This window comes from Hoeflea sp. 108 (assembly GCF_000372965.1).
Taxonomy (GTDB): domain Bacteria; phylum Pseudomonadota; class Alphaproteobacteria; order Rhizobiales; family Rhizobiaceae; genus Aminobacter.
On the sequence record NZ_KB890024.1, the window covers coordinates 4,809,377 to 4,832,588 of the forward strand.

The 23,212-nt window shown below is 65.1% G+C and carries 25 protein-coding genes; 11 read left to right on the forward strand and 14 right to left on the reverse strand.

The window, feature by feature from the left end:
• The first annotated feature begins 99 nt into the window (after positions 1-99).
• Positions 100-555, forward strand: coding sequence for an SgcJ/EcaC family oxidoreductase (locus B015_RS31515; RefSeq protein WP_018430270.1), 456 nt, complete (start codon positions 100-102; stop codon positions 553-555).
• A 38-nt stretch (positions 556-593) separates the two neighbouring features.
• Here B015_RS31515 and B015_RS0123865 read toward each other — a convergent pair whose 3' ends face one another.
• The 6 genes from B015_RS0123865 to hemC all read right to left on the reverse strand — a co-directional run bounded on the left by B015_RS0123865 (position 594) and on the right by hemC (position 6,554).
• Complete coding sequence (locus tag B015_RS0123865) at positions 594-1,310, reverse strand: glutamine amidotransferase (RefSeq protein WP_026227653.1); 717 nt, start codon at positions 1,308-1,310, stop codon at positions 594-596.
• A gap of 7 nt (positions 1,311-1,317) precedes the next feature.
• A complete protein-coding gene (locus B015_RS0123870; protein ID WP_018430272.1) occupies positions 1,318-1,791 on the reverse strand; it encodes a TerB family tellurite resistance protein in 474 nt (157 codons plus the stop codon).
• 44 nt (positions 1,792-1,835) lie between these two features.
• A complete protein-coding gene (locus B015_RS0123875; RefSeq protein WP_018430273.1) occupies positions 1,836-3,419 on the reverse strand; it encodes a heme biosynthesis protein HemY in 1,584 nt (527 codons plus the stop codon).
• 10 nt (positions 3,420-3,429) lie between these two features.
• Positions 3,430-4,797: a hypothetical protein gene (locus tag B015_RS0123880; protein ID WP_018430274.1), complete on the reverse strand. Its 1,368-nt coding sequence runs from the start codon at positions 4,795-4,797 to the stop codon at positions 3,430-3,432.
• 110 nt (positions 4,798-4,907) lie between these two features.
• Complete coding sequence (locus B015_RS0123885) at positions 4,908-5,624, reverse strand: uroporphyrinogen-III synthase (protein ID WP_018430275.1); 717 nt, start codon at positions 5,622-5,624, stop codon at positions 4,908-4,910.
• The gene (gene hemC, locus B015_RS0123890; protein ID WP_026227654.1) at positions 5,625-6,554 is read right to left on the reverse strand and encodes a hydroxymethylbilane synthase; all 930 of its coding nucleotides are present in this window, start codon (positions 6,552-6,554) and stop codon (positions 5,625-5,627) included. It lies immediately after the preceding gene.
• Positions 6,555-6,652: 98 nt separating this feature from the next.
• On the opposite strand from hemC, the gene tsaD reads away from it, so the two are divergent.
• The 5 genes from tsaD to B015_RS0123915 all read left to right on the forward strand — a co-directional run bounded on the left by tsaD (position 6,653) and on the right by B015_RS0123915 (position 10,162).
• Positions 6,653-7,738, forward strand: a complete 1,086-nt coding sequence (gene tsaD, locus B015_RS0123895; protein WP_198292914.1) for a tRNA (adenosine(37)-N6)-threonylcarbamoyltransferase complex transferase subunit TsaD — start codon at positions 6,653-6,655, stop codon at positions 7,736-7,738.
• On the forward strand, positions 7,735-8,718 hold the full coding sequence (locus tag B015_RS0123900; RefSeq protein WP_018430278.1) for an NAD(P)H-dependent glycerol-3-phosphate dehydrogenase: 984 nt from the start codon (positions 7,735-7,737) through the stop codon (positions 8,716-8,718). Before tsaD ends, B015_RS0123900 begins: the two co-directional genes overlap by 4 nt.
• Before the next feature lie 23 nt (positions 8,719-8,741).
• On the forward strand, positions 8,742-9,038 hold the full coding sequence (locus B015_RS0123905) for a YciI-like protein (protein WP_018430279.1): 297 nt from the start codon (positions 8,742-8,744) through the stop codon (positions 9,036-9,038).
• Positions 9,039-9,059: 21 nt separating this feature from the next.
• Entirely contained in the window at positions 9,060-9,494 is a 435-nt protein-coding gene (locus B015_RS0123910; RefSeq protein WP_018430280.1) for an EVE domain-containing protein, read from the forward strand.
• Between the two features lie 68 nt (positions 9,495-9,562).
• On the forward strand, positions 9,563-10,162 hold the full coding sequence (locus B015_RS0123915) for a methyltransferase (protein WP_051091995.1): 600 nt from the start codon (positions 9,563-9,565) through the stop codon (positions 10,160-10,162).
• A 121-nt stretch (positions 10,163-10,283) separates the two neighbouring features.
• Here B015_RS0123915 and gcvA read toward each other — a convergent pair whose 3' ends face one another.
• Positions 10,284-11,201, reverse strand: coding sequence for a transcriptional regulator GcvA (gcvA, locus tag B015_RS0123920; protein ID WP_018430282.1), 918 nt, complete (start codon positions 11,199-11,201; stop codon positions 10,284-10,286).
• A gap of 133 nt (positions 11,202-11,334) precedes the next feature.
• Between gcvA and B015_RS0123925 the strand changes: the two genes are divergently transcribed.
• Positions 11,335-11,583, forward strand: coding sequence for a hypothetical protein (locus B015_RS0123925; RefSeq protein WP_040457101.1), 249 nt, complete (start codon positions 11,335-11,337; stop codon positions 11,581-11,583).
• A gap of 105 nt (positions 11,584-11,688) precedes the next feature.
• Here B015_RS0123925 and B015_RS0123930 read toward each other — a convergent pair whose 3' ends face one another.
• Positions 11,689-12,192 carry a L,D-transpeptidase gene (locus tag B015_RS0123930; RefSeq protein ID WP_026227657.1) on the reverse strand — a complete coding sequence of 168 codons (504 nt, stop codon included), beginning with the start codon at positions 12,190-12,192 and terminating at the stop codon, positions 11,689-11,691.
• Positions 12,193-12,363: 171 nt separating this feature from the next.
• Here B015_RS0123930 and B015_RS0123935 point away from each other — a divergent pair, with 171 nt between their 5' ends.
• Positions 12,364-13,047: a response regulator transcription factor gene (locus B015_RS0123935; protein ID WP_018430285.1), complete on the forward strand. Its 684-nt coding sequence runs from the start codon at positions 12,364-12,366 to the stop codon at positions 13,045-13,047.
• Between the two features lie 76 nt (positions 13,048-13,123).
• Entirely contained in the window at positions 13,124-13,579 is a 456-nt protein-coding gene (locus B015_RS0123940; RefSeq protein WP_018430286.1) for a Crp/Fnr family transcriptional regulator, read from the forward strand.
• Positions 13,580-13,706: 127 nt separating this feature from the next.
• Here the strand turns inward: B015_RS0123940 and xth are convergent, their stop codons facing one another.
• From xth to B015_RS0123955, 3 genes are all read right to left on the reverse strand, one after another.
• On the reverse strand, positions 13,707-14,513 hold the full coding sequence (gene xth, locus B015_RS0123945; protein WP_018430287.1) for an exodeoxyribonuclease III: 807 nt from the start codon (positions 14,511-14,513) through the stop codon (positions 13,707-13,709).
• 178 nt (positions 14,514-14,691) lie between these two features.
• On the reverse strand, positions 14,692-15,351 hold the full coding sequence (locus B015_RS0123950) for an outer membrane lipoprotein carrier protein LolA (RefSeq protein WP_018430288.1): 660 nt from the start codon (positions 15,349-15,351) through the stop codon (positions 14,692-14,694).
• 118 nt (positions 15,352-15,469) lie between these two features.
• A complete protein-coding gene (locus tag B015_RS0123955) occupies positions 15,470-18,109 on the reverse strand; it encodes a DNA translocase FtsK (protein ID WP_018430289.1) in 2,640 nt (879 codons plus the stop codon).
• A 276-nt stretch (positions 18,110-18,385) separates the two neighbouring features.
• Between B015_RS0123955 and B015_RS0123960 the strand changes: the two genes are divergently transcribed.
• Entirely contained in the window at positions 18,386-18,805 is a 420-nt protein-coding gene (locus B015_RS0123960; RefSeq protein ID WP_026227658.1) for a hypothetical protein, read from the forward strand.
• Between the two features lie 124 nt (positions 18,806-18,929).
• Here B015_RS0123960 and B015_RS0123965 read toward each other — a convergent pair whose 3' ends face one another.
• The 3 genes from B015_RS0123965 to B015_RS0123975 all read right to left on the reverse strand — a co-directional run bounded on the left by B015_RS0123965 (position 18,930) and on the right by B015_RS0123975 (position 21,775).
• On the reverse strand, positions 18,930-20,312 hold the full coding sequence (locus B015_RS0123965) for an ammonium transporter (RefSeq protein WP_026227659.1): 1,383 nt from the start codon (positions 20,310-20,312) through the stop codon (positions 18,930-18,932).
• A gap of 29 nt (positions 20,313-20,341) precedes the next feature.
• Positions 20,342-20,680, reverse strand: coding sequence for a P-II family nitrogen regulator (locus tag B015_RS0123970; RefSeq protein WP_018430292.1), 339 nt, complete (start codon positions 20,678-20,680; stop codon positions 20,342-20,344).
• Positions 20,681-20,902: 222 nt separating this feature from the next.
• The gene (locus tag B015_RS0123975; RefSeq protein ID WP_018430293.1) at positions 20,903-21,775 is read right to left on the reverse strand and encodes an acyl-CoA thioesterase II; all 873 of its coding nucleotides are present in this window, start codon (positions 21,773-21,775) and stop codon (positions 20,903-20,905) included.
• An 89-nt stretch (positions 21,776-21,864) separates the two neighbouring features.
• On the opposite strand from B015_RS0123975, the gene B015_RS0123980 reads away from it, so the two are divergent.
• On the forward strand, positions 21,865-23,115 hold the full coding sequence (locus B015_RS0123980; protein WP_018430294.1) for a ubiquinone biosynthesis hydroxylase: 1,251 nt from the start codon (positions 21,865-21,867) through the stop codon (positions 23,113-23,115).
• Positions 23,116-23,212: the final 97 nt, after the last annotated feature.

Sequence of the window (23,212 nt, forward strand, 5' to 3'; positions counted from 1 at the left end):
GGCATTCATACATTCACCTACAGAAGCGGGGCCTGCACTGCCTTCGCCCCGCACGATTGTTGCGCCCGGAAGCGCGTCAATCGCCTGTTGGGGGATGACATGATAAGGATCGACGACACCGATCTCGCTGAGATCAGCAAGCTGATTGCGCTGGTCGAGCGCGCCCAGAACGAACGCTCCGCCGACGATTTCCTGGCGCTGTTCCGGTCCGATGCGGTCTGGGTCACCGCCTTCGGCCGGCGCTTCTCCAGCAAGGACGAGATCGCCGCCTTTACCCGCAAGGTGCTCACCCCTGATCTCGGCGACCAGTATGCCCGCTACGATATCGCCAACATCACCATGCTCAGCCCCAACGTGGCGGCCGTGAACGTGCGCCAGCGCCCGGTGCACAAGGACGGCACGCCGATCGAAGGCGACCTCGAAGGAGCGCCGCTTTATGTGCTGGTCAAGGAGAACGGACGCTGGATGATCGGCGCCGGCCAGAACACCAAGGTCCAGACATCAGCCATCGACACGCAACAGACGGAAATCGAAACGCGCGACGGCAAGAAGTAACTCGCGGAGAGCGCGTACGCGTGCGGCAGGGAAAAGAATCAGCGGCGCGCCTTGGCCGGCCGGCTGAAAACGACCTGCAGGAATTCGTCCAGCCAACGCTTGAGATGCATGTCCCAGATCAGCCGTCCGCCAAGATGGTCGCGGCCCGGCTGAGCCCCCGGCAGCACGAAGCGCTCCGCGCCGCGCACCACCCAGCGCTGCATCATCACCCGCGTCAACTCGGCGTGGAACTGGATGCCCCAGGCGTTGTCGCCATAACGAAACGCCTGGTTTGGATAGCTGTCCGAGGACGCCAGCAGCACGGCATCGCCCGGCAATGAAAAGCCCTCGCGATGGAACTGGTAGACCATCTCGGGCCAATGCATCAGCTTGCGACCCTCTTCGGTCGCCTTGATCGGATACCAGCCGATCTCCACCAGCCCATCGCCATGACCCTCGACCTTGCCGCCGAGATGGTTGACCAGCATCTGCGCGCCGAGACAAATGCCGAGAAACGGCCGGTTCTCCCTGAGCGGCACTGCCAGCCATTCGGTCTCGCGGCGCACGAACTCGTCATGGTCGTTGGCGCTCATCGGCCCGCCGAAGACAACAGCACCAGCATGTCGATCGAGTGTTTCGGGAAGCGGATCACCCAGCGGAGGCCGGCGGATATCGAGGTCGAAGCCGTTTTCGATCAGCACATGGCCGACGCGGCCTGCGCTCGAATGCTCCTGGTGCAGAACCACCAGTATCCTGGGCCGCGCTGTCCCCGGCATGACGGGCCTAGTCGTCGCTGGCGGCCGGATGAGCCGCCTTGCCCGCCACCCTGCGCTTGGCCTCGATGCGGTCGCGGCTTTCGACGCCGATCAGTTCCGCTACCCGCCAGATGGTGTTGTCCTCCATCTCGCGCACGTCGCCGTCGGCATAGACCAGTTCCCACATCATGCCGATGAAGTCCTTGCGCGCCTGTTCGTCGAGATTGCGCTTCAGCACGCTGGTGAAGGCATAGAGGTCGATAGCCTCGTTGTCGGCCTGCTCGCCGGCCTTCACCAGGCGCTCGAGTTCGGCCCCCGAAAGACCGTAGGCCTGCGCCAGCAACTGCTTCAGCCGCTCCCACTCGATGTCCTGGCGCTCGCCGTCGGCATCCATGACATGGTAGAGCAGTGCCGCCGCGGCAACACGCACATCGTCTTCTCGGGTGTGTCTGGCGCCTGCGGATGGCAGGTCCTTGAGGAAGGAGATCATGCGTTCGAACATCGGCAAATCCTGTTTGTTGCCGTGGATTTAGGCAGCGACGGCCGTCAAAACAACCGGAAGCGGCCCTTGTCGCGCGCCTCATCGGGGTCGACGCCGGGATCGTCGGGCAGGCGGATAGGCTCGGAGAGATCTTCTGCGTCGCCCTCGCCTGCCTTCTCAGCCTTGAGGTCCGCCGCACCGTCATCGGCGGCGTCGGCCTTGGCCACTTGCGGCGGCGTCGGTGTGCTCTCCGTTTCGGGCTCCACCTCGACAATGTCGTCGCCCGCCGGCTGGGCTGCCGGGATGCTGGGGATCGACACCCGCTCGGCCGGCTCCTCGTCCTGCTCGATCAGGTGGCCAAGCCGCTCTTCCGGCGCCTTCCACTCGAAAGCGTCGAGGCGTCCGGTCACAGGCGAGAACGGCGCCCAGCGTTCGGACACGACGCCATCGGCAACCCAGGCCGGATCGCGCGGCGCACGCACCGCCTTGCCAAGCCACTGCCGCACCTTGCCCTGGTTGCCGGTCTCCGCCTCCTCGATGTCGGCGAGCAATAGATAGGCGCCTTCACGCGGCTGCATCCGTGCGGCGGCTTCAGCCTCGGAACGCGCCAGCTTGTAGTCCTGCGCTTCCAGCGCCGCGCGCGCCACGGCGAGCGACGATTCCGGATGGTTCTGCCGCAGCGACTGCAATTTTTTGGCCCGAGCCAACCGGTCGAGCACCGCATCTCCCGCCCGACCGTGAACATAAAGATCAGCGATCTCGGGCAGAGGTTCGGCCTTCCACGCGGCCTCAAGCACCTTCGAGCCCTTGCGCACGTCGTTCTGGCGGTACAGCGCCTTGGCCGCCACCATCGCCGCCGGTCCGAATTCGGGCCGCAGCCTGTTGGCTTCCAGTGCCGCCGTGCGCGTCGCATTGGCATCGCTGTCGCCCAGCGACATAGCCTTGGCGGTCAACAGCACCGCGCGCTTGTTGTTGGCGATGTGGCGCTCGACCTGCCGCGACGACTTCTGCGCCTCGATCAGCGCCAGCGCGCCGTCCCAATCGCCGCGTTCGGCCTTTTCCTCGAGCGTCGCATCCGCTGCCCAGGCCAGCTGCGGTGCGTGGCCTGCCGCGCGTCCGGCATAATGGCGGGCTGCGGCACGGTCGCCCAGCCGCTCTGCCTCGAGATAAAGGCCGCGCAGGCCGAGCAGACGCATCTCGGGGTCGTCGAGCATAGCCTCGAATTTCTGCCGTGCCGCGTCATGGTCGCCTTCAAGCAGCGACGCCTGCGCCTCGAGCAGATGGATCAGCGGCTCCTGGTCGGAGCGGATCAGCTTGGCTGCTTCCTTGTTCTTCTTGCGGGCAAGTGCCGCGTCACCGGCGCCGGCGGCGATCATGCCGGTCGACAGCGCCTGGTAGCCGCGGTCACGCCGGCGGGCGCGAAAATGCCGGGCGATCGCATAGGGGCTGTTCCAGATCGACTTGGTCAGCCACCACAGCAGCATCACCGCAGCCACGATCGCAGTTACGGTCACCGCCGCCACCATCAGGCTGACCTGGTACTGATAGCCGCTGAAGGTCACCACCATTTCGCCTGGACGGTCGGCGAGCCAGGCAAAGCCCAGCCCGAGCAGGAAGACGACGGCAAGATAGAACAGGATGCGGATCATCTGGTGCGCCTCACGCCTTCATCGCGCCGGCGACGAGCTGGTCGACAAGCGCCTCCACCTCCAGCCGCGCCTGGAGCTTGGCGGCGAATTCAGCGCCCCCTGCCTTGGCCGGCTCCGGCAAGGTCTCGTATTCGGCGAGCGCCTTGGCGAGATCGCCCTGGCTCACGGCGAACTCCATGCGTGCCACCGTTTCCGGCACGCCTGGCCCTTCCACGGCGCCGATCGGCCGAACCTTGACCAACGATTCGGCGCTCGACACCAGTCGCTCGACGATGCCGGCATCGGGGTTGACGGGCTTGGCCGCCGCGATCATCGCATTGGCCGCAGCGTCCGTCTCGGCGACGATGTCGGCACGCGTCGCAACGCCCTTTTCGGCATGGGCGCGCAGCGTCGCAAGCTCCGGCGCCTCGGGCGAAATCGCCGCAAAGGTCTCAAGTTCCGCCTTGAACGCGCCGCCCCTGTCGACAGCCGACTTGAGCGCCGAAGCCGCGATCGCCAGCGCGATCTTCGGCTGCGACGCCTGCGCATCGACTTTTGACGTCAGCTGCGACACCGATTGCTCCAGCGAGGCGATCTTGCCGTCATCGGCGGTTGCCGTCTCGCCGGCGGCTTTCAATGCCGTATCGAGCGCGCCGACCTTGTCGTTCAGCGCCGCGATCTCGCCTGCGGCGCCACCACCCTGCCCAAGCGACGTCACCGCCGCCTCGACATCCTTGATGCGCTGGTCGAGACCGGCAAGCGCTTCGGGTGCTCCAGCCTTGCTGCCGGCGGACTTGAGTGCCTCGACCTCCGATTTCATCTGGGCGATCTCGCTCGACAGGCCCTCCATCCGCCCCGCGTCGTCGCCGCCATTGCGCGCCGCGGCGAGGTCGGCGATCTGCGATCTCAGCGATGCGATTTCGGCCTGCGTTTGCCCGTTGTCGTCGGCGCCCGACGACGGCGCGCCCAGAATACCGGCATATTGCAGCCCGCCGGCAATCACCAATGCGGCAAGACCTCCGGCCAGGCCGGGCAGCAGGCCCGATGTCGGCTGGCGCGCCGGCGCGTTTTTCGGCGCGGAGCTCGATGCCCTGGAACCGTTGCCGGCAGCGCTCGATGGGGCGGAAGCCTTGGCCTCGGCTTTCGGCTCATTCGCCGGCTTAGTGTTTTCGAAACTGTAGTCGTAGACAGGGGCGGCCTCGGCTTTCGCCTCAGATGCAGCGGCCTCAGTCGGGGCTTCGGTCACGGCCTCGTCGCCAACAGTGGCGGCAACGTTTTCTGCGCCGCTGTCAGCAGAAGCATTGGCCTCTTCGACGCGCGAGACGGCGCCCGGCTCGAGCTCGATTGTCACCGGCTCGCGGTGCGATTTCGAATGGCGCGTCTTCGGCGTCTTGACCATGCTTGGGGCTCCGCGATTTTCGTTGGCACAGTCCCGCGACCATTGCGGGGTCGAAGATAAAAATCAGTAACATCCACCGGCCTTCGAAAAAAGGCCAGCATAAGGCACAGTCAATCGGGATCGCCGAGAAGTGCCAGCAGCGCGTCTTCGTTGGGATCGAGCGCCACTTCGATGTTGAGCCCCTCGCCCATGGCCGCAGCGATCCGCCCCGACAGGCACAGGCAGCGCGCCCGGCGCATCAGCATGTCGGCCTCGACATGGGCCGCAAGCAATTCGCCATAGGCTGCCGCTGCCCGCGCCGAATAGACGAGCACTGCATCGACCGGCTGCCCGCCCAGCCTGTGGCGGACAAGCCCCGGGTCGGGCGTCAGCGCCACGGTGTCATAGGTTTCGATCGATATCACCCGCACGCCACCCACTTCGAGGCGACGTTCGAATTCCGGCATCCGCACCCGGCCGCAGAGATAGGCCAGCGTCGCCTTGCCGAGCTGGCGTGCCACCTGGTCGGCAAGCGCTGCCGCATCACCTGGGCCTTCCCTGACCGAGGTGAAGCCGGCCTGGCGGGCGCTGTCAGCGGTCTTGGCGCCCACCGCATGGCAGGTCAGGTGGCTGAGACGCTCGACCAGGCCGCTGGGCGCATGGCGCAGCGCGTTGGAACTGGTAACGGCAACCGCAGTTGCATTGATCGGAACGATATCACGCGCCACAGGCACGGGACGCGTTTCGGAAAGCGGCAGAAGCACCGGCTCGAAGCCGAGCGTTTCGAGGCGCCGCGCGGTACGGGTGGCGCCGGGATCCGGCCTCGTCACCAGTACGCGGCGTGCCATCTAGCTCCACCCCTCGAAGAACTGCTCTCCGGCGCGTGCCCTGACCTCTTCGCCGGCTTTGCGGCCGATCTCAGCACCGTCGGCAGCGCGCCCTTCGGCTTTCGCTTCATGCCATTGCGTGCCGTCGGGCGTCAGGATCAGCCCGGAGAAGGACAGCCTGTCGCCCTCGATCTCGGCGTAGCCGGCAATCGGCGTGCGGCAGGAACCGTCGAGTGCGGCGAGGAACGCCCGCTCGCAGGCCAGCGCCTGCCCTGTCGGCTTGTGGTCGATCGCATCGAGCATGTCGCGCACGCGTGCGTCGCCAATGCGGCTTTCGATGCAGATCGCGCCCTGCCCCGGCGCCGGCGGAAACTGGTCCACCGGCATCAGGTCGGTGATGATGTCGGCCAGCCCGAGCCGGCGCAGGCCGGCATGGGCAAGGATCGTACCCTCGGCAACGCCCTCGTCCAGCTTCCTCAGCCGGGTCTGCACGTTGCCGCGGAACATCACCACCTCAAGGTCCGGCCGCATGCGGCGGATCAGTGCCTGGCGCCTCAGCGACGACGAGCCGACGACAGCACCATCGGGCAGGTCCATGATCTTCTTTGCTGCGCGGCCGATGAAGGCATCGCGCACATCCTCGCGCGGCAGGAAAGCCGAAAGCTCGAGCCCGTCGGGCAGCTGCGTCGGCATGTCCTTGGACGAATGCACGGCAAAATCGACCTCACCGGCATAGATCGCCTCTTCCAGTTCCTTGGTGAACAGCCCCTTCCCGCCGGCCAGCGACAGCGGGCGGTCCTGGATGCGGTCGCCGCTGGTCGAAATCGCCACGATCTCGAACGCCTCTTCCGGCAAGCCATGCGCCGCCATCAGCCGCGCACGCGTCTCCTGCGCCTGCGCAAGGGCAAGCGGACTGCCGCGGGTTCCGATTTTCAAGGCTCTGGTTTGCATGACGCCCGGTCCGTGATAACCCCGCGCTGGCGGGGCGGTTCCGTACCTCCTATCTAGGAAATTACCACCGGGCAATCATGCAGGGTAGCGACCAATTGATCCGTGTTCTTGGCATCGAGACAAGCTGCGACGAAACCGCGGCCAGCGTCGTTGCGCTCGAACCGGGCAAGGCGCCGGTGATCCTGTCGAGCACGGTGCTCAGCCAGATCGAGGAACACGCGGCATTCGGCGGCGTCGTGCCCGAGATCGCGGCCCGCGCCCATGTCGAGGCGCTCGACGGCATCGTCGAGGCAGCACTCGAGGATTCCGGCGTTTCGCTTGCTGACATCGACGCTGTCGCCGCCACTGCCGGCCCCGGCCTCGTCGGCGGCCTGATCGTCGGTCTGATGACCGCCAAGGCCGTGGCTGCCGCAGCCGGCAAGCCGCTGATCGCCATCAACCATCTCGAAGGCCATGCGCTGACGGCGCGGCTGACCGACGGGCTCGAATTTCCCTATCTTTTGCTTCTCGTTTCCGGCGGCCACACCCAGATCGTGCTGGTGCGCGGCGTCGGCGACTACCAGCGCTGGGCCACCACCATCGACGATGCGCTCGGCGAGGCTTTCGACAAGACCGCCAAGATGCTGGCCCTGCCCTATCCCGGCGGCCCCAATGTCGAGATGGCGGCAGCCTCGGGCGACGCCAGCCGCTTTGTCTTTCCGCGCCCGATGAAGGGCTCGGCCCAGCCCGATTTCTCCTTCTCGGGGCTGAAGACGGCTGTGCGCCAGGCAGCGACATCTGTCGCGCCGCTCAGCGACCAGGACGTCGCCGACATCTGTGCCTCCTTCCAGGCCGCCGTAACCGACACGCTCGGCGACCGCGTCAAGCGCGCGTTGGCCCGCTTCCGTGACGAATTCCCCGGCGTTGCTGCCCCGGCACTCGTGGTTGCCGGTGGCGTCGCCGCCAACAAGCAGATCCGTACCCGGCTTGAAACACTCTGCGCCAAGAACGGCTTTGCCTTCATCGCACCGCCCATGGCGCTGTGCACCGACAACGCCGCAATGATCGCCTGGGCTGGCATCGAGCGGCTGCGCGCCGATCTTGTCGAGCAAGACGCATTCGATTTCGTGCCGCGCTCGCGCTGGCCGCTGGACAGCGTGTCGGCCCCTGTCGTCGGCTCCGGCAGACGAGGAGCCAAGGCATGAGCACATACAAGGTCACGGTTCTTGGCGGCGGCGCCTGGGGTACGGCCCTGGCACTCGCCATGCTGCGCGCCGGCCATGCCGTCTCGCTATGGGCCCGCGATGCCGACAGCGTTGCGGCCATAGCCAAGGGCCAGAACCCGCGCTACCTGCCCAACATCAGCTTCGAAACAGGCATAGTCGCCACCACCGACCTGGGAACCGCCCTCGCCGGTGCCGACTGTGTTCTGGTCGTCACCCCGGCACAGGCCCTGCGCAGCGTGCTGTCGGAGGCCAAGCCGCATGTCGCCGTTCATGTCCCGCTTGTGTTGTGCGCCAAGGGCATCGAACGGGACACGGGCCGACTTCTGTCAGACATTGCCGCCGAGACCCTGCCGCAGAACCCGGTAGCCGCCCTTTCCGGCCCGAGCTTCGCCACCGACGTCTCGCGCGGCCTGCCCACGGCAGTCGTCGTCGCAGCTGAGGACGAGGCCCGCGCCTCGGCGCTCGCCCTGCGCTTTTCCGCCGCCAACCTGCGGTGCTATTCTTCCGACGACCTCATCGGCGTCGAGATCGGTGGCGCATTGAAGAACGTCTTTGCCATTGCCGCGGGCGCCGTGACAGGTGCCGGCCTCGGCGCCTCGGCGCAGGCAGCGCTCGTCACCCGTGGATTCGTCGAACTGCGCCGCATCGGTGCTGCCTTCGGCGCCCGGCCCGAAACGCTGATGGGCCTGTCCGGCCTCGGCGACCTGATGCTGACCTGCTCGTCGGTGCAGTCGCGCAACTTCGCCTATGGCGTGGCGCTCGGCAAAGGCGAGGAGCTTTCCGGCCGTCCGCTCGCCGAGGGCGTCGCTACCGCCTACATCGCCGCCCGCATCGCCCGCGAGCGAGGCCTTGACGCGCCGATCATCGAGGCCGTCGCTGCCCTGCTCGACAATGCCATCACCATCAACGAGGCCGTCGCCGGGCTGATGACCCGCCCGCTGCGTGCCGAAGCCGACTGAAATTCAGCCATAGAGGGACAACGATGCTTTTCGCACTGATCTGCAAGGACAAGCCTGGTCATCTCCAGGTCCGCCTCGACGCGCGCCCTGATCATGTCGCCTTTCTCAACGACCTCAACGCCAAGGGCACGCTGAAGTTCGCTGGCCCCTTCCTCGACGCTGACGGCAAGCCGGACGGCAGCCTGGTGGTCATCGAGGCGGCTGACGCAGCGGCGGCCAAGGCGATCGCCGACACCGATCCTTACGCCAAGGCCGGCCTGTTCGACAGTGTCGACATCCGCCCATGGAACTGGGTGTTCAACAACCCGGCCAGCGCCTGATCGGCACATCGAGGGGACGATATGAGCGAGAAGAAATACTGGCTGTTCAAATCCGAGCCGTTCAAATTCTCCTTCGAGATGCTGAAGGCCAAGGGTAAAGACGGCACCCAGTGGGACGGCGTGCGCAACTACCTCGCCCGCAACAACATGCGCGCCATGCAGATCGGCGACCTCGGCTTTTTCTACCATTCCAATGAAGGCCTGGAGGTCGTTGGCATCGCCGAGGTCTGCGCGCTCGCCCATCACGACACCACAACAGAAGACCCGCGCTGGGAATGCGTCGACATCCGCTACCACAGCGAAATCCCGAAGCCGGTCACCTTAGCCGACGTCAAGGCCAACCCGGCCCTGGAAAAGATGGCGCTGGTCACCTCGATGCGCCTGTCCGTCCAGCCGGTCACGCCTGACGAATGGCGGGAAGTCTGCCGCATGGCCGGGCTCGCCAAGGCACCGTGACCGCTGCTCTCTCTGCCCGTCTGACGCCCGAAAGCGCGGAAAGCTTCATCTTTGCCAACACGGCGCTGATGCAGCCGCCTCATGTGCCCGAGATTTCGCTGCGCCTCGCCGACGAGGCGCATGACCTCTGGCACCGCACCGAGGAAGAGCTGTCCGAAATCGGCTTGCCGCCGCCCTTCTGGGCCTTCGCCTGGGCCGGCGGCCAGGGGTTGGCGCGTTATGTGCTCGATCACCCTGAAACGACGGCCGGCAAACGCGTCCTCGACTTCGCCTCGGGCTCAGGCCTTGTTGCCATATCGGCGATGAAGGCGGGTGCGGCCTCCGTCATCGGCGCCGACATAGATCCGTTCTGCGAAGCGGCCATCCGCCTCAACGCCAAGGCCAACAACGTTGTGGTCGGTTTCGAAGGCTCCGACCTCGTCGGCCATGACGACGGCTGGGACGTCGTGCTCGCCGGTGACGTCTTCTACGAAAAACCGTTCGCCGACCGCCTCGTGCCATGGTTCGAAGCGCTGCGGGCCCGCGGCGCCGAGGTCCTCGTCGGCGACCCCGGCCGCGCCTACCTTCCCAAGGACCGGCTGCAGAAGCTCGCGACCTACGAGGTGCCGGTCACCCGCGCCCTCGAAGACGCCGAAGTCAAGCGCACCACCGTCTGGCGCTTCGCCTGACGCTGCCTCCGTCATCTCGGGCCGGTGAAGCGAAACTTGGAAGGATGAGCGGCAAGGACGAAGCTGCTGATCTCCCCCTTGTGGGGGGCGAAGGAACGCGAGAGCCCAAGAATCTGCTTCTTCAAGCCTGCGTCTTCTCCGCCTCGTCCAGGATCCAGGCCCTGAACGCCGCGATGCGCGGATCGTCTGCCGTTGCCTTGGGATAGACCAGGAAATAGGCGAACTCACGCGACACCCGGATGCCGAGGTCGAAGGGCCGCACCAGCCGCCCCTCCGACAGGTCGTTGGCGACCATGGCAAAATCGGCCAGCGCCACAGCACTGCCGTCGATCGCCGCCTGCACCGCATCCGACGAGGTGGTGAACACGACCGAGCGGCTGTCGTCGAAGTCGTCGACACCGGCCGCCGCCATCCACATGCGCCAGTTCGGCCAGGTCACGCCCTGCTGTGACCATTCGATATGCACCAGCGTGTGGTGGAACAGGTCGCGCGGCACACGCAGCGGCGGCCCCGAGCGCAGCAGCCTGGGGCTGCACACCGGAATGATCATGTTGTCGAACAGCCGGTCGGCACCCAGCCCCGGATATTTGCCCGTGCCGAAGCGAATGCCGACATCGACGTCGTCGAGGTCGAAGTCGCGCACGTCGTAGCTGATGTCGAAGCGCAGTTCGATATCGGGATGCAGCTTGCGGAAGCCGTCGATGCGCCGCATCAGCCATTTCGAAGCGAACTGCGCATCGAGCGTCACCTTCAGCAACGCCGTGCCGCGCGTCAGCTTTCGCGCCCTCGACACGGCCCGATTGAGCACGTCAATGGCATCTGCCGCTGCGTCGCAGAGTGCAGCACCCGCCTCCGTCAGCCTGATGCTACGGCTTGTGCGGGTGAACAGCACCACGCCGAGCTGGTCCTCTATTTCCTTGATCTGATGGCTGACGGCCGCCGGCGTCAGCCCCAGCTCGTCGGCGGCGCGCGTGAAATTGAGGTGCCGGCCGGCAGCCTCAAGTGTCCTCAGCGCACGTGTCCCAGGCATCGAACGCATCGCAGGATCTTCAAACCAAACTTGATGATCGAGAAAGAACTACTCGTTTCTCTTTTGTCTTTCCGCGCTCCATCATGGGACCAGTTGAAACAATGTCAAACCGGATTTGATATCCGGACGAACGGAAATGACCATGACGACCGATATCCTGAAAGCCACCTATGCCCAGCCGGCACGACTGCATCAGGTTTTCGATTGGTTTCGCCAAATGAAGGCAGCCCTCAACGTGCCCGCGCAGGATGCGGCCGAGCTGTCCGAGCACTACCTCCGCGACACCGGCATTGCCCGGAAAGACATTGCCAAGGCGGTCGACGCCGAACTCGGCCATCTTGGCCTGCTCGACATTGGCTGGCAGCAGCCGCGCCGCCCCACGCGCCGCTGAGCCGACCTTACTCCGCATCTCCCACTGCTACATTGGAAGCAGTACCTAAGGCCCGACGATCCCCTGGGATCTTCGGGCCGCTTTTTTTGGCACTCCGGGTCTGCTCTAGCGAACCACCTTCAGCACTGTCCGGCTGGACAGGAGCGGCAACAGCCGCGCCATGACCTTGTCGGTCACCGCCACGCAGCCTTGTGTCGGCGTGAAGCCGGGCCGCGCCAGATGAAAGAAAATGGCGCTGCCGCGCCCGCGCCGGCGTGGCCTGATGTTCCAGTCGAGCACGATGCAGGCGTCGTAAAGGCGGTCATCGCGCTTCATCCGCTCATGGCTGGCGCCATAGGGTATCTTCACCGGCCTGTTGTAGTTGCGGTCATCGGGCACCTCGCACCAGCCGAGGTCCGCATCGATCGGGCTCATCGCCAATCGCGTGCCGCGTCCACGAAAATGGTCGTTGCGGAAGTAACCCGAAAGCAAACGCATCGTCCCCAGCGGCGTGCCGCCATCGCCTTCGCGCTTGTTTGAGGTGATGCCGCCGCGCCCGAGCGCGCAGGGAAACACCTGGTTGCCCGCCTGCAAGAGCCCCTTGGTCGCACAACCGGGCTTGGCCCGCACAATTATCGTGGAAATGCCTTGTCGCAAAATCTCGCCCGCCCCAATTGCGCCTTCGAATTTTCTTGTATGATCGCAGGCGGAACAAATCACCCCGTCGACGGTTGTGGCGATCAGCTTCCGCATCCATAGTCTACGGTCAACAGAATACTGATTTTAAACACGGATTGATCCATGACCTCACGCACCATCCTCATCGTCGACGATGACGACGATCTGCGCAGCACGCTGGTCGAGCAGCTGGCGCTCTACGAGGAGTTCGAAGTCCTTGAGGAGGCGAGCGCCGCCAAGGGCGTCGCCACGGCGCGCGGCGGCCTGATCGATCTGCTCATCATGGATGTCGGCCTGCCCGACATGGATGGGCGCGAGGCGGTAAAGATCCTGCGCAAGGGCGGCTACAAGGCCCCCATCATCATGCTCACCGGCCACGACACTGATTCGGACACGATCCTCGGCCTCGAGGCGGGTGCCAACGACTATGTCACCAAGCCGTTCCGCTTCGCCGTCCTGCTCGCCCGCATCCGCGCCCAGCTGCGCCAGCACGAGCAGAGCGAAGACGCCACCTTCTCCGTCGGCCCCTATACGTTCAAGCCGAGCCAGAAGCTGCTCATCGACGCGCGCGGCGGCAAGGTCCGGTTGACCGAGAAAGAGGCCTCGATCATCAAATATCTCTACCGCGCCGACCAGAAAGTGGTCACCCGCGACGTCCTTCTCGAAGAGGTCTGGGGCTACAATTCGGGCGTCACCACCCATACGCTCGAAACACATGTCTACAGGCTTCGCCAGAAGATCGAGCGCGATCCTTCCAATGCGGAAATTCTTGTGACAGAAAGCGGCGGATACAAGCTGGTTCCCTGATCGGCTTTTTTACCGGCGCAGCGGGGCCGCCGGCAAACGATTGGGAGGGGAGCCGGTCTGAGAAGTCGGGGACATAATGGCGCTGGATGATGACATCCGCATCCTGTCCGGCGTGAGGCTGTTCGAGGGCTTCACCCAAGAACAGCTGCGTTTGCTGGCCTTCGGCGCGGAGAACATCCATCTCCCCGCCGAACGCAAGCTCTATCGCGAGGACGACGAGGCCGATTCGGCCTATGTCGTCATCTCGGGACGCATCGCGCTCTACCGCGAGATCGAAGGCGTGCGCGCCGACATGGGCTCGGCCGGCGCCGGCGCCATGCTTGGTGAACTGGCCCTCATCGCCGACACCCGCCGCCTTACCAGTGCCGCCGCCGAGGTCGATTCGGAAATCATCCGCCTGAACCGCAAGATGTTCCACCGCATCCTCGAGGAATACCCCGAGGTCGCCGCCAGCCTGCACCAGCATATCCTCGAAGACCTCCAGGACATGATCGCGCGCATCGAGAGCATGGCGCCCAGGTTCGGCAAGTAGCGCCCGGCCGCACCGCGTTCAGGTCTGGAATGTCTTGGCGTGACGCGGAGATTGCTCGCTGTCTTGCCATCGCAATGGCTGTGCGCACGGGATAGTCAGCCAGTCGGAGTAGCCTCACCTGAATCCGTCAGTCCAGGTCGAACCGCGCGATCACGGGCACATGATCCGACGGCCGTTCCCAGCCGCGCGCCTCGCGCAGGATTTCGATGCCGGCGAGGCTTGGCGCGAGGTTGGGCGAAGACCAGACATGGTCGAGGCGGCGGCCGCGGTTGGAGATTTCCCAGTCCTTGGCGCGATAGCTCCACCACGTGTAAATCTTCTCATCGTCCGGCACGTTGAGGCGCATCAGGTCGACCCACTCGCCGGCCTTGCGCATCGCTTCGAAGTTTTCGGTCTCCACAGGCGTGTGGCTGACGACGTTGAGCAACTGCTTGTGCGACCACACGTCATGTTCCAGCGGCGCGATGTTGAGGTCGCCGACCAGCACCGAGGCCGAGCCATCGTCATGCGCTGCGCGGATGGCGTTCATCTCGGCGACGAAGTCGAGTTTGTGGCGGAACTTCGGATTGATTTCAGTGTCGGGCTCGTCGCCGCCGGCAGGCACGTAGAAATTATGCAACGTCACCTTCTTGCCGCCGGCGTCGAACCGCACCGACAGGTGGCGGCTGTCGTCGATCTCGCAGAAGCGGCGCTTCTCCACGATCTCCAGCGGCCGCCGCGCCACCGTCGCCACGCCGTGATAGCCCTTCTGGCCGTGGAAGGCGATGTGCTCGTAGCCAAGCTTGCGGAATCCCGCCGACGGAAACTGGTCGTCGGGACATTTGGTCTCCTGCAGGCACAGGACATCGGGTGCTCGCTCAAGCAGCAGGCGCTCGACCAGCGGCATGCGCAGGCGCACGGAGTTGATATTCCAGGTGGCGATGGAGAAGGGCATGGCAGGTTCCGGCTGACTTCGGCGCGGAACCTGACAGCGCCAGATGGCCGTGACAAGTCGCGATGGCAAAAGCGGCACCATCGGCGCCGCTGTCCACAACTAAGGCGCGCAGGTTCGAGGCAAGAGCCCGACAACGCACCCAGCCGCATCAGATGACCGGCTGGACGGAGCCGGCTTCTCAGTCGTTGCTCTTGCGGGCGTTGAGCTCGCGGTTGAGCTTGTAGTCGATCTTGAACGTGTCGGCCGGGAAGGAGCCGCCCACCTTGACGTTGAACACCATGACGGTGGTGTCCTTGCCTTGAGTATCGGTGATCGTCCACTGGCGCAGGTCGTAGGACTTGGGATCGAACATCATGGTGATGGTCGAATTGCCGAACACCTGCTTGTCGGAAAGCTTGATGGTCGTCAGGTCGTCCTCCTCGGTGACGCTCTTCACCTTGTTGCCGCTGAGATCGATGCGGTCGTCGAGCAGAAGCTTCAGCGGCGTCTTCGACAGCGGATAGAGGTCGGAGGTGCGCATCTTCGAGTTCAGGATGACGACGGACTGGCCGTCCGAGATCACCTTGAAGTTCGACGGCGCCTCGTAGTTGAAGCGGATCTTGCCGGGGCGTTCGAGGAAGAACTTGCCGCCGGTCTGCTCGCCGCGCGGGCCGAACTGGACGAACTCGCCAGACATCGAGCGCACGCTGGAGAAATGGTCGGCGATGCGCTGCGCAGCGTCGGTTGCCTGTGCCTGGGCCGGGGCCTGAAGCGCGATCAGCGGGGTTGCGGTCAGCGCGATCGCAGCCGCCAGGCCAAGCAGGCGCCGGCGGGTCGGGGTGCGAATGTCATCGTTCATGCCGGTAACTCTCTCATTCCAGTTGGACGGTTCTATCGGCACTTAGTAGGGCTGAAGTTTGACATGGTTCATCAAGCGCCCACCGAACGCGAAAACGTGATCGCCGGTTCCGAGGATTCTACATCTTGTCGTCTTCGGTCGGAACAAGGATCTCGCGCTTGCCGGCGTGATTGGCCGCGCCCACGATGCCTTCCTTCTCCATCCGCTCGATGATCGAGGCGGCACGGTTATAGCCGATGCCGAGCCGGCGCTGGATGTAGCTGGTCGACGCCTTGCCGTCGCGCAGCACGACCGCCACCGCCTGATCGTAGGGATCGTCCGAATCCTCGAAATTGCCGCCACCGCCACCACCCTTGCCCGAGGGCTGGTCGTCGTCGCCTTCGCCGTCGTCCTCGGTGATGGCGTCGAGATATTCCGGGACGCCCTGCAGCTTGAGATGGGCAACCACCTTCTCGACCTCGTCGTCGGCGACGAACGGGCCGTGGACGCGCTGGATGCGACCGCCGCCCGCCATATAGAGCATGTCGCCCATGCCGAGCAGCTGTTCGGCGCCCTGCTCGCCAAGGATGGTGCGGCTGTCGATCTTCGACGTGACCTGGAAGGAGATGCGGGTCGGGAAGTTGGCCTTGATCGTGCCGGTGATGACGTCGACCGACGGACGCTGCGTCGCCATGATGACGTGGATGCCGGCCGCGCGGGCCATCTGGGCAAGGCGCTGGACAGCGCCTTCGATGTCCTTGCCGGCAACCATCATCAGATCGGCCATCTCGTCGATGATGACGACGATGTAGGGCATCGGCTCGAGGTTGAGATCCTCGGTCTCGTAGATCGCCTCGCCGGTCTGGCGGTCGAAGCCGGTCTGCACCGTGCGCGAGATCTTCTCGCCCTTCTTGTCGGCCGCGGCCACTCGCGCATTGAAGCCGTCGATGTTGCGGACGCCGACCTTGGACATCTTGCGGTAGCGGTCTTCCATCTCCCGCACCGTCCACTTCAGCGCCACCACCGCCTTCTTCGGGTCGGTGACGACGGGCGTCAAAAGATGCGGGATGCCGTCATAGACCGACAGTTCCAGCATCTTCGGGTCGATCATGATGAGGCGGCATTCCTGTGGCGTCATGCGGTAGAGCAAGGACAGGATCATGGTGTTGATCGCCACCGACTTGCCCGAACCGGTGGTGCCGGCCACCAGCACGTGCGGCATTTTGGCGATGTCGACGATGACAGCCTCGCCATTGATGGTCTTGCCGAGCGCAAGCGCCAGCTTTGCCTTGGTCGTCTCGAAATCGCGGCTGGCCATGATCTCGCGCAGGTAAACCGTCTCGCGCTTGGCGTTGGGCAGTTCGATGCCGATGGCGTTGCGGCCGGGAACGACGGCGACGCGGGCCGCGATCGCGCTCATCGAACGGGCAATGTCGTCGGCAAGGCCGATGACGCGCGACGACTTGATGCCAGGGGCCGGCTCCAGCTCATAGAGCGTGACCACGGGTCCCGGGCGGACATGGATGATCTCGCCCTTTACGCCGAAATCCTCCAGCACGCCCTCGAGCAGACGCGCATTCTGCTCCAGCGCATCCTTGGACAGGCTCGGATCGCGCGCCACGTTCTTGGGCTCGGCCAGGAAGTGCAGCGACGGCATCTCGAACGTGTCGGAGCCGATCAGCGACGTCTGTGCCTCGCGCTGCACGCGGGCGCCGGGAGCGGGCCGCGGCGCGGGTGCTGCCACGCGCGCCGAAGCCGGTCCCGCCGAGGCAGGCGTGCGGAAATTCTGCACCTGCGCGCCACCCTGCGGCATGTCGAAATCGTCGTCGTCGCCGAACACATCCTGATCGTCGGGGTCGATCGAGGCGCCGCGTTCCTGCACCATCTGGGCAAAGAATTCGGGCTCGACGCGGGCGCGGCCGGCGGGCGTGACCCGCGCTTCGGCGCGCTCGGCCTTCTCGACGCGCTCGGCAGCCTGCCGCCAGGCGCTTTCGCGCTTGACCGGCGGCATGTCGAAGCCATCCTCCTCGCGCCGCCTGGCGGCACGGCGACGCATCCAGGCCTTGGCGGACAGCCACCAATGGGTGATGGCGCCGAGCGCCAGCACGCCTTCGCTGTCGTCGTCATCCTCATCGTCGAAGCTGGCGAAATCCTGCTCCCGCATGTCGGGCTTGGGCTTGGCGTGTACGGCGGCAAAGCCGTTCTCGCGGTTGAGCAGACCAGCACCATAGGCAAACAGCCACAGCGCGGGCGCAATCAGCAGCACGCCGATGACGGTCGCCACCAGTCCGGTGGGGTAGCCGCCGATGAACAGGCCAGGGATGTTCAGCACCATGTCGCCGAACACGCCGCCGAGACCGGTCGGCAGCGGCCAGGTGGGCGGCGCGCCGACGCAGCCGGCGATGGCCGCAGCCAGCAGCGCCGAGCCGAACCAGGCAAGGCCACGCTTCGGCATGCGGTCGACACCGCGGGCAGTGGCGAAAAGCACACCCCAGATGACGGCCGGAACGAGTGCCGCCACCGCTGCCAGCCCGAAGAACTGCATGGCGAGGTCGGCGAACACCGCGCCGGAATAGCCCATGGCGTTGGTGACGGGATTGTCGGTGGCATGGCTGAAGCTCGGATCGGCCACGTTCCATGTGCCAAGCGCGGCCAGGCCGAAGGCAACGAAGGCGAACAGGCCAAGCCCCGCGGCGCGGCCGGCCTGGCGTCGTGCGAATGCCTGGATGCCGTGCCCCGTTTCGGTCAGCGCGAGCGGTGAGGAAACCCCAGAACGCATGCTTGTCCCCGTCCATAGATGCCATGACCCACGCGCGGACGCATCGCGGGCAGATTCGGAATCCAGACTATCGAGGGGAAGGTTAAGGCCGCATTAAGGTTAAGCCATCGTTCATGACGATGCGCATCACGGCCCGCTGAAATGGGCCGAGCCGACCGGCCTTTGGCTGCGAGGTCTCTCCGGGTTTTTGCATGGGCCGCCAATGTCAAGCCTTGCCGCCGCCGGGGTGCGCCATATCTCCCAGAGATCAGCAACAATCCGTGCCAGGAGGCGACGATGAAGCATCAAAGCATCGAGCAACTGCAGGCCTTAGCTGAAATCCAAACTGCCACTCCCTACCTGCCGATGACGCGCAAGGAGCGCCTCGAGCGCTGGGCGGACCTTCTGGAGAGGCAGCCGGAACGCCGTCTGGGCACGCTTTCCGGCACCGAATACGCCCCGCCCGAGGCGCGGCTGACCATGCGCGCCCAGGGGTCGCCCATAACAGTGGCGTTCGAGGATCCTGCCTTCCGTGCCGCCGGACTCACCGACGACAGCTATGGCGAAGCCAGGCGGTTCTTCGACCTGTCCGACCGGCAGCTGCACAATATCGTCTGCTACTGCCATTTCGGCGATGCCGTCAGGGGTGGCAGTGCCGCCCGGCAGGTGCGCGCCGCCATCGGCTGGTGGCCTCGCGTGAAGGCGCTGTTCAGCTGAGCGCCTGATATCCCTGGACAAAAAAGGAGGCCCGGATCGTTCCGGGCCCCAAAAGGCGTGACCGCTTGTGGCGGGCACGACGGGATAGGGAGGATGCGGCGGTTCGTTCAAACCGCCGGAGCCGTTACGAATGGTAGGCCACTTCGCCGTGCGAGGTGAGGTCGAGGCCCTGACGTTCGGCTTCGACAGTCGGACGCAGGCCGACGAGAAGGTCGACCAGCTTGTAGAGCACCAGCGAACCGATGCCGCACCAGATGACGGTCACACAGACGGCGAGGAACTGCGTCCACACCTGTTCGCCCATCGACAGCGTGCCGTAGCCGACGCCTCCCAGCGCCTTGGCGTTGAAGACGCCGGTGCCGATGGCGCCGACGATGCCGCCAACGCCGTGGATGCCGAACACGTCGAGCGAGTCGTCATAGCCAAGCTTGATCTTCACCACGGCGACGAAGAAGTAGCAGATGGCCGAAGCGATAGCGCCGAGCACGATGGCGCCGACCGGGCCGACGAAGCCGGCGGCCGGGGTGACGGCAACAAGGCCGGCGACCATGCCCGAGGCCGCACCCAACATCGAGGCCTTGCCGCGGGCGAAGGTTTCGATCAGCACCCAGGCGATGATGGCACCGGCGGTCGCGGTGAAGGTGTTGATCATGGCAAGTGCTGCGCCGCCATTGGCCTCGAGGTTGGAGCCGGCGTTGAAGCCGAACCAGCCGACCCACAGGATCGAGGCGCCGACCATGGTCAGCGTCATCGAGTGTGGGGCCATGTTGTCCTTGCCATAGCCGGTGCGCTTGCCGACCAGAAGGGCGCCGACAAGAGCGGCGATGCCTGCATTGATGTGAACGACGGTGCCGCCAGCGAAATCAAGCGCGCCCCAGCCATAGATCAGGCCGTCCGAATCCCAGACCATGTGGGCGATCGGGAAGTAGACGAAGGTCACCCAAAGCGCCACGAACAGCAGCACGGCCGAGAACTTGATGCGTTCGGCGAAAGCGCCGACGATCAGCGCCGGCGTGATGCAGGCGAACGTCATCTGGAAGCAGATGAAGACGAATTCGGGAATGACGATGCCTTTGGTGAAGGTCGCCGCCATGCTTTCAGGCGTCACGCCGGCCAGGAACGCCTTGCCGAAACCGCCCCAGTAAGGGCTGGGCGCGTCGCCGAACGCCATCGAGTAGCCGTAGAGCGTCCAGATCACGATCACCAGCGCCACGATCATCGTGCACTGCATCAGGACCGACAGCATGTTCTTGGCGCGCACCAGACCGCCATAGAACAAAGCCAGGCCCGGCAGCGCCATGAACAACACCAGAAGCGAAGACGTCATCATCCAGGCGACGTCGCCCTTCTCCATCACGTCGGCCGCTGCCGGCGCGGCGGCAGCGGCATCGGCGGCCGCGGGTGCGGCTTCCTGGGCGAAGGCAACGACCGTTCCCAGGGCGGTCAGGGCGAGCGTGCCGACAAGGGCCGCCCGCGCCGCCGTCTTCAATGAGGTTGGAATTTGCATTGAGGTCTCCATGAGAATTGGTTGGCCGCTCACAGCGCGTCGGTGTCGGTTTCGCCGGTGCGGATGCGCACGGCCTGGTCGATGCCGAAGACGAAGATCTTGCCGTCGCCGATCTGGCCGGTCTTGGCGGCGGCGGTGATCGCCTCGACGGCCTTTTCGACGAGGTCGGTCGAAACGGCGACTTCGATCTTGATCTTGGGAAGGAAGCTCACGGCATATTCGGCACCGCGATAGATCTCGGTATGCCCCTTCTGGCGCCCGTAGCCTTTGACTTCGGTGACCGTCAGGCCCTGGATGCCGACATTGGTGAGCGCTTCACGCACCTCGTCGAGCTTGAACGGCTTGATGATAGCCATCACGATTTTCATCAGGTTTCACCCCTTGCTGGTGCGGGTCCCCCGCGATTGCAGACGTCGCCGACGGACCCGAAAGCCACCGGTGAGTGCAAAAGGTGATTCAAGCTCCGTGCCAGTTTGGGCCGACACTGGCTAACTATATGTATTTAAAGAGGAATAAAGCGAAGGCGCGCGCAGGTCTTCGCACGTGCAGCAATTCACCTGCTCATAGAATGAGCAAAAAGACTAAAATGCCTATTTTGCAGGCTTTGTGCGCAGGCGGATCAGACCTTCCTGCGCCACCGAAGCGATCAGTGTGCCGTCCTGGGCGTAGAGCGCGCCACGGGTGAAGCCACGGGCGCCCGACGTCGACGGACTGTCCTGGGTGTAGAGCAGCCAGCCATCGAGGGAATGCTCGCGATGGAACCACATGGCGTGATCGAGGCTGGCGGCCTGGATGTCGGGATCGAAGATGCCGCGGCCATGCGCGAAGGTCGCGGTGTCGAGCAGCGTCATGTCGGAAAGATAGGCAAGCACGGCCGCGCGCGTCGGCCGGTCGTTCGGCACCGGCCCGGTCAGCCGGATCCACACCTTCTGTAGCGGCGGCAGCTTGTCGCGGCTCGAATAGTGCTCGGCATAAACAGGGCGCAGCTCCAGCGGCCGCTCCTTGGCCCAGAACATGCGGATCATGTCGGGCACGTGAGGCGCTTCCTCGAGCAGCTCGCGCTGCGACTTCAGCGTCTCGGGTGCCGGCACATCGAGTGGCATCGGCATCTGGTATTCGAGGCCGGGTTCGTCGAGCTGGAACGAGGCTTCGAGCGAGAAGATCGCCTTGCCGTGCTGGATCGCAACGACCCGGCGGGTGGTGAAGCTCGAGCCGTCGCGGATGCGATCGACCTCGTAGACGATCGGCACGTTGATGTCGCCCGGACGCATGAAATAGCCGTGCAGCGAGTGCACATGCCGGTCTTCCTCGACGGTACGCTGGGCCGCCACCAGCGACTGGGCGATGGTCTGGCCGCCAAAGACGCGCTGCCATGCAACCTTCGGGCTGCGACCACGATACAGGTTGTGTTCCAGCTGCTCGAGATTGAGAATGCTGAGAAGCTCTTGTATGGCGGCAGGCATGTTTTCCCCTTTCGGGTCGGAAGACGTTCGGTTTCCAGCAGGAAGCCCCCGCCGAGTCAAGGCGGCAGCCGGATAAGAGGAGAGCGGCCATGGCCACGGACCAGAGCAAACCGACGCAACTCGACGTTTTGGTTGCCGGTGCCGGCTATGTCGGGCTGGCCACTGCCGTGTCGATGAAGCAGTCGCGCCCGAGCCTGCACATCGCCGTCGTCGACGCCGCCCCCGCCGAGGTCTGGCGCAAGGACGGCCGAGCTTCGGCCATCGCCGCCGCCGCCTGCCGCATGCTCGACCAACTCGGCTGCTGGGCCGAGATCGAGCCCGAGGCGCAGGCGATCATGGACATGATCATCACCGATTCGAAGGCTGCCGACCCGGTACGACCGGTGTTCCTTACCTTCGACGGCGAGATCGCGCCCGGCGAGCCCTTCGCCCACATGGTCGAGAACAAGGTGCTCAACGGCGCCCTGCGCCGCCGCGCCGCCGAGCTTGGCATCGACATCATCGAGGGCGTCGCCGTCCAGTCCTTCGAAACCGGCACGACCGCCACCAAGGTGCATCTCGCCGACGGCATCAGCATCGACGTTCGCCTGCTCGTCGCCGCCGACGGCGTCAATTCCAAGCTGCGCGACATGGCCGGCATCAAGACGGTGCGCTGGGAGTATGGCCAGTCGGGCATCGTCTGCACTGTTGCCCACGAGCGTCCGCACGAGGGCCGCGCCGAGGAGCATTTCCTGCCCGCCGGTCCCTTCGCCACCCTGCCGCTCAAGCCGCGCGACGGCGTCAACCGCTCTTCCATCGTCTGGAACGAACGCACAGAGGACGCCGACAAGCTGGTCAAGGGCGACCCCTTCGTCTTCGAGATCGAGCTGGAGCAGCGCTTCGGCCTCAAGCTCGGCGAGATCCGCGTCGAGGACAAGCCGCGCGCCTGGCCACTCGGCCTGACGCTGGCGCGGGCCTTCGTCGCACCGCGCTTCGCGCTCGCTGGCGACGCCGCCCACGGCATCCACCCCATCGCCGGACAGGGCCTCAATCTCGGCTTCAAGGACGCAGCCGCCCTTGCCGAGACCATCGTCGAGGCCGACCGCTTGGGACAGGACATCGGCGCCATGGACGTGCTGGAGCGCTACGAGACCTGGCGCCGCTTCGACACCGTGCGCATGGGCGTGACGACTGATGTGCTCAACCGCCTGTTCTCCAACGACATCGCCCCGGTCCGCGCCATCAGAGATATTGGCCTCGGCCTCGTCGACCGCGTGCCTCGCCTGAAGGAATATTTCATCCGCCAGGCCTCCGGTATGACCGGCGAGACTCCCCGCCTGCTCAGGGGGGAGGCGATCTAGGACAATTCCGGGAAGAGTGGGCAGCGGTTTTCCGTCCGGATTTGCGCAATAGCAATAGATATAGAGGGATTCCGCAACTCGTGGAAAAGCGGAAAAA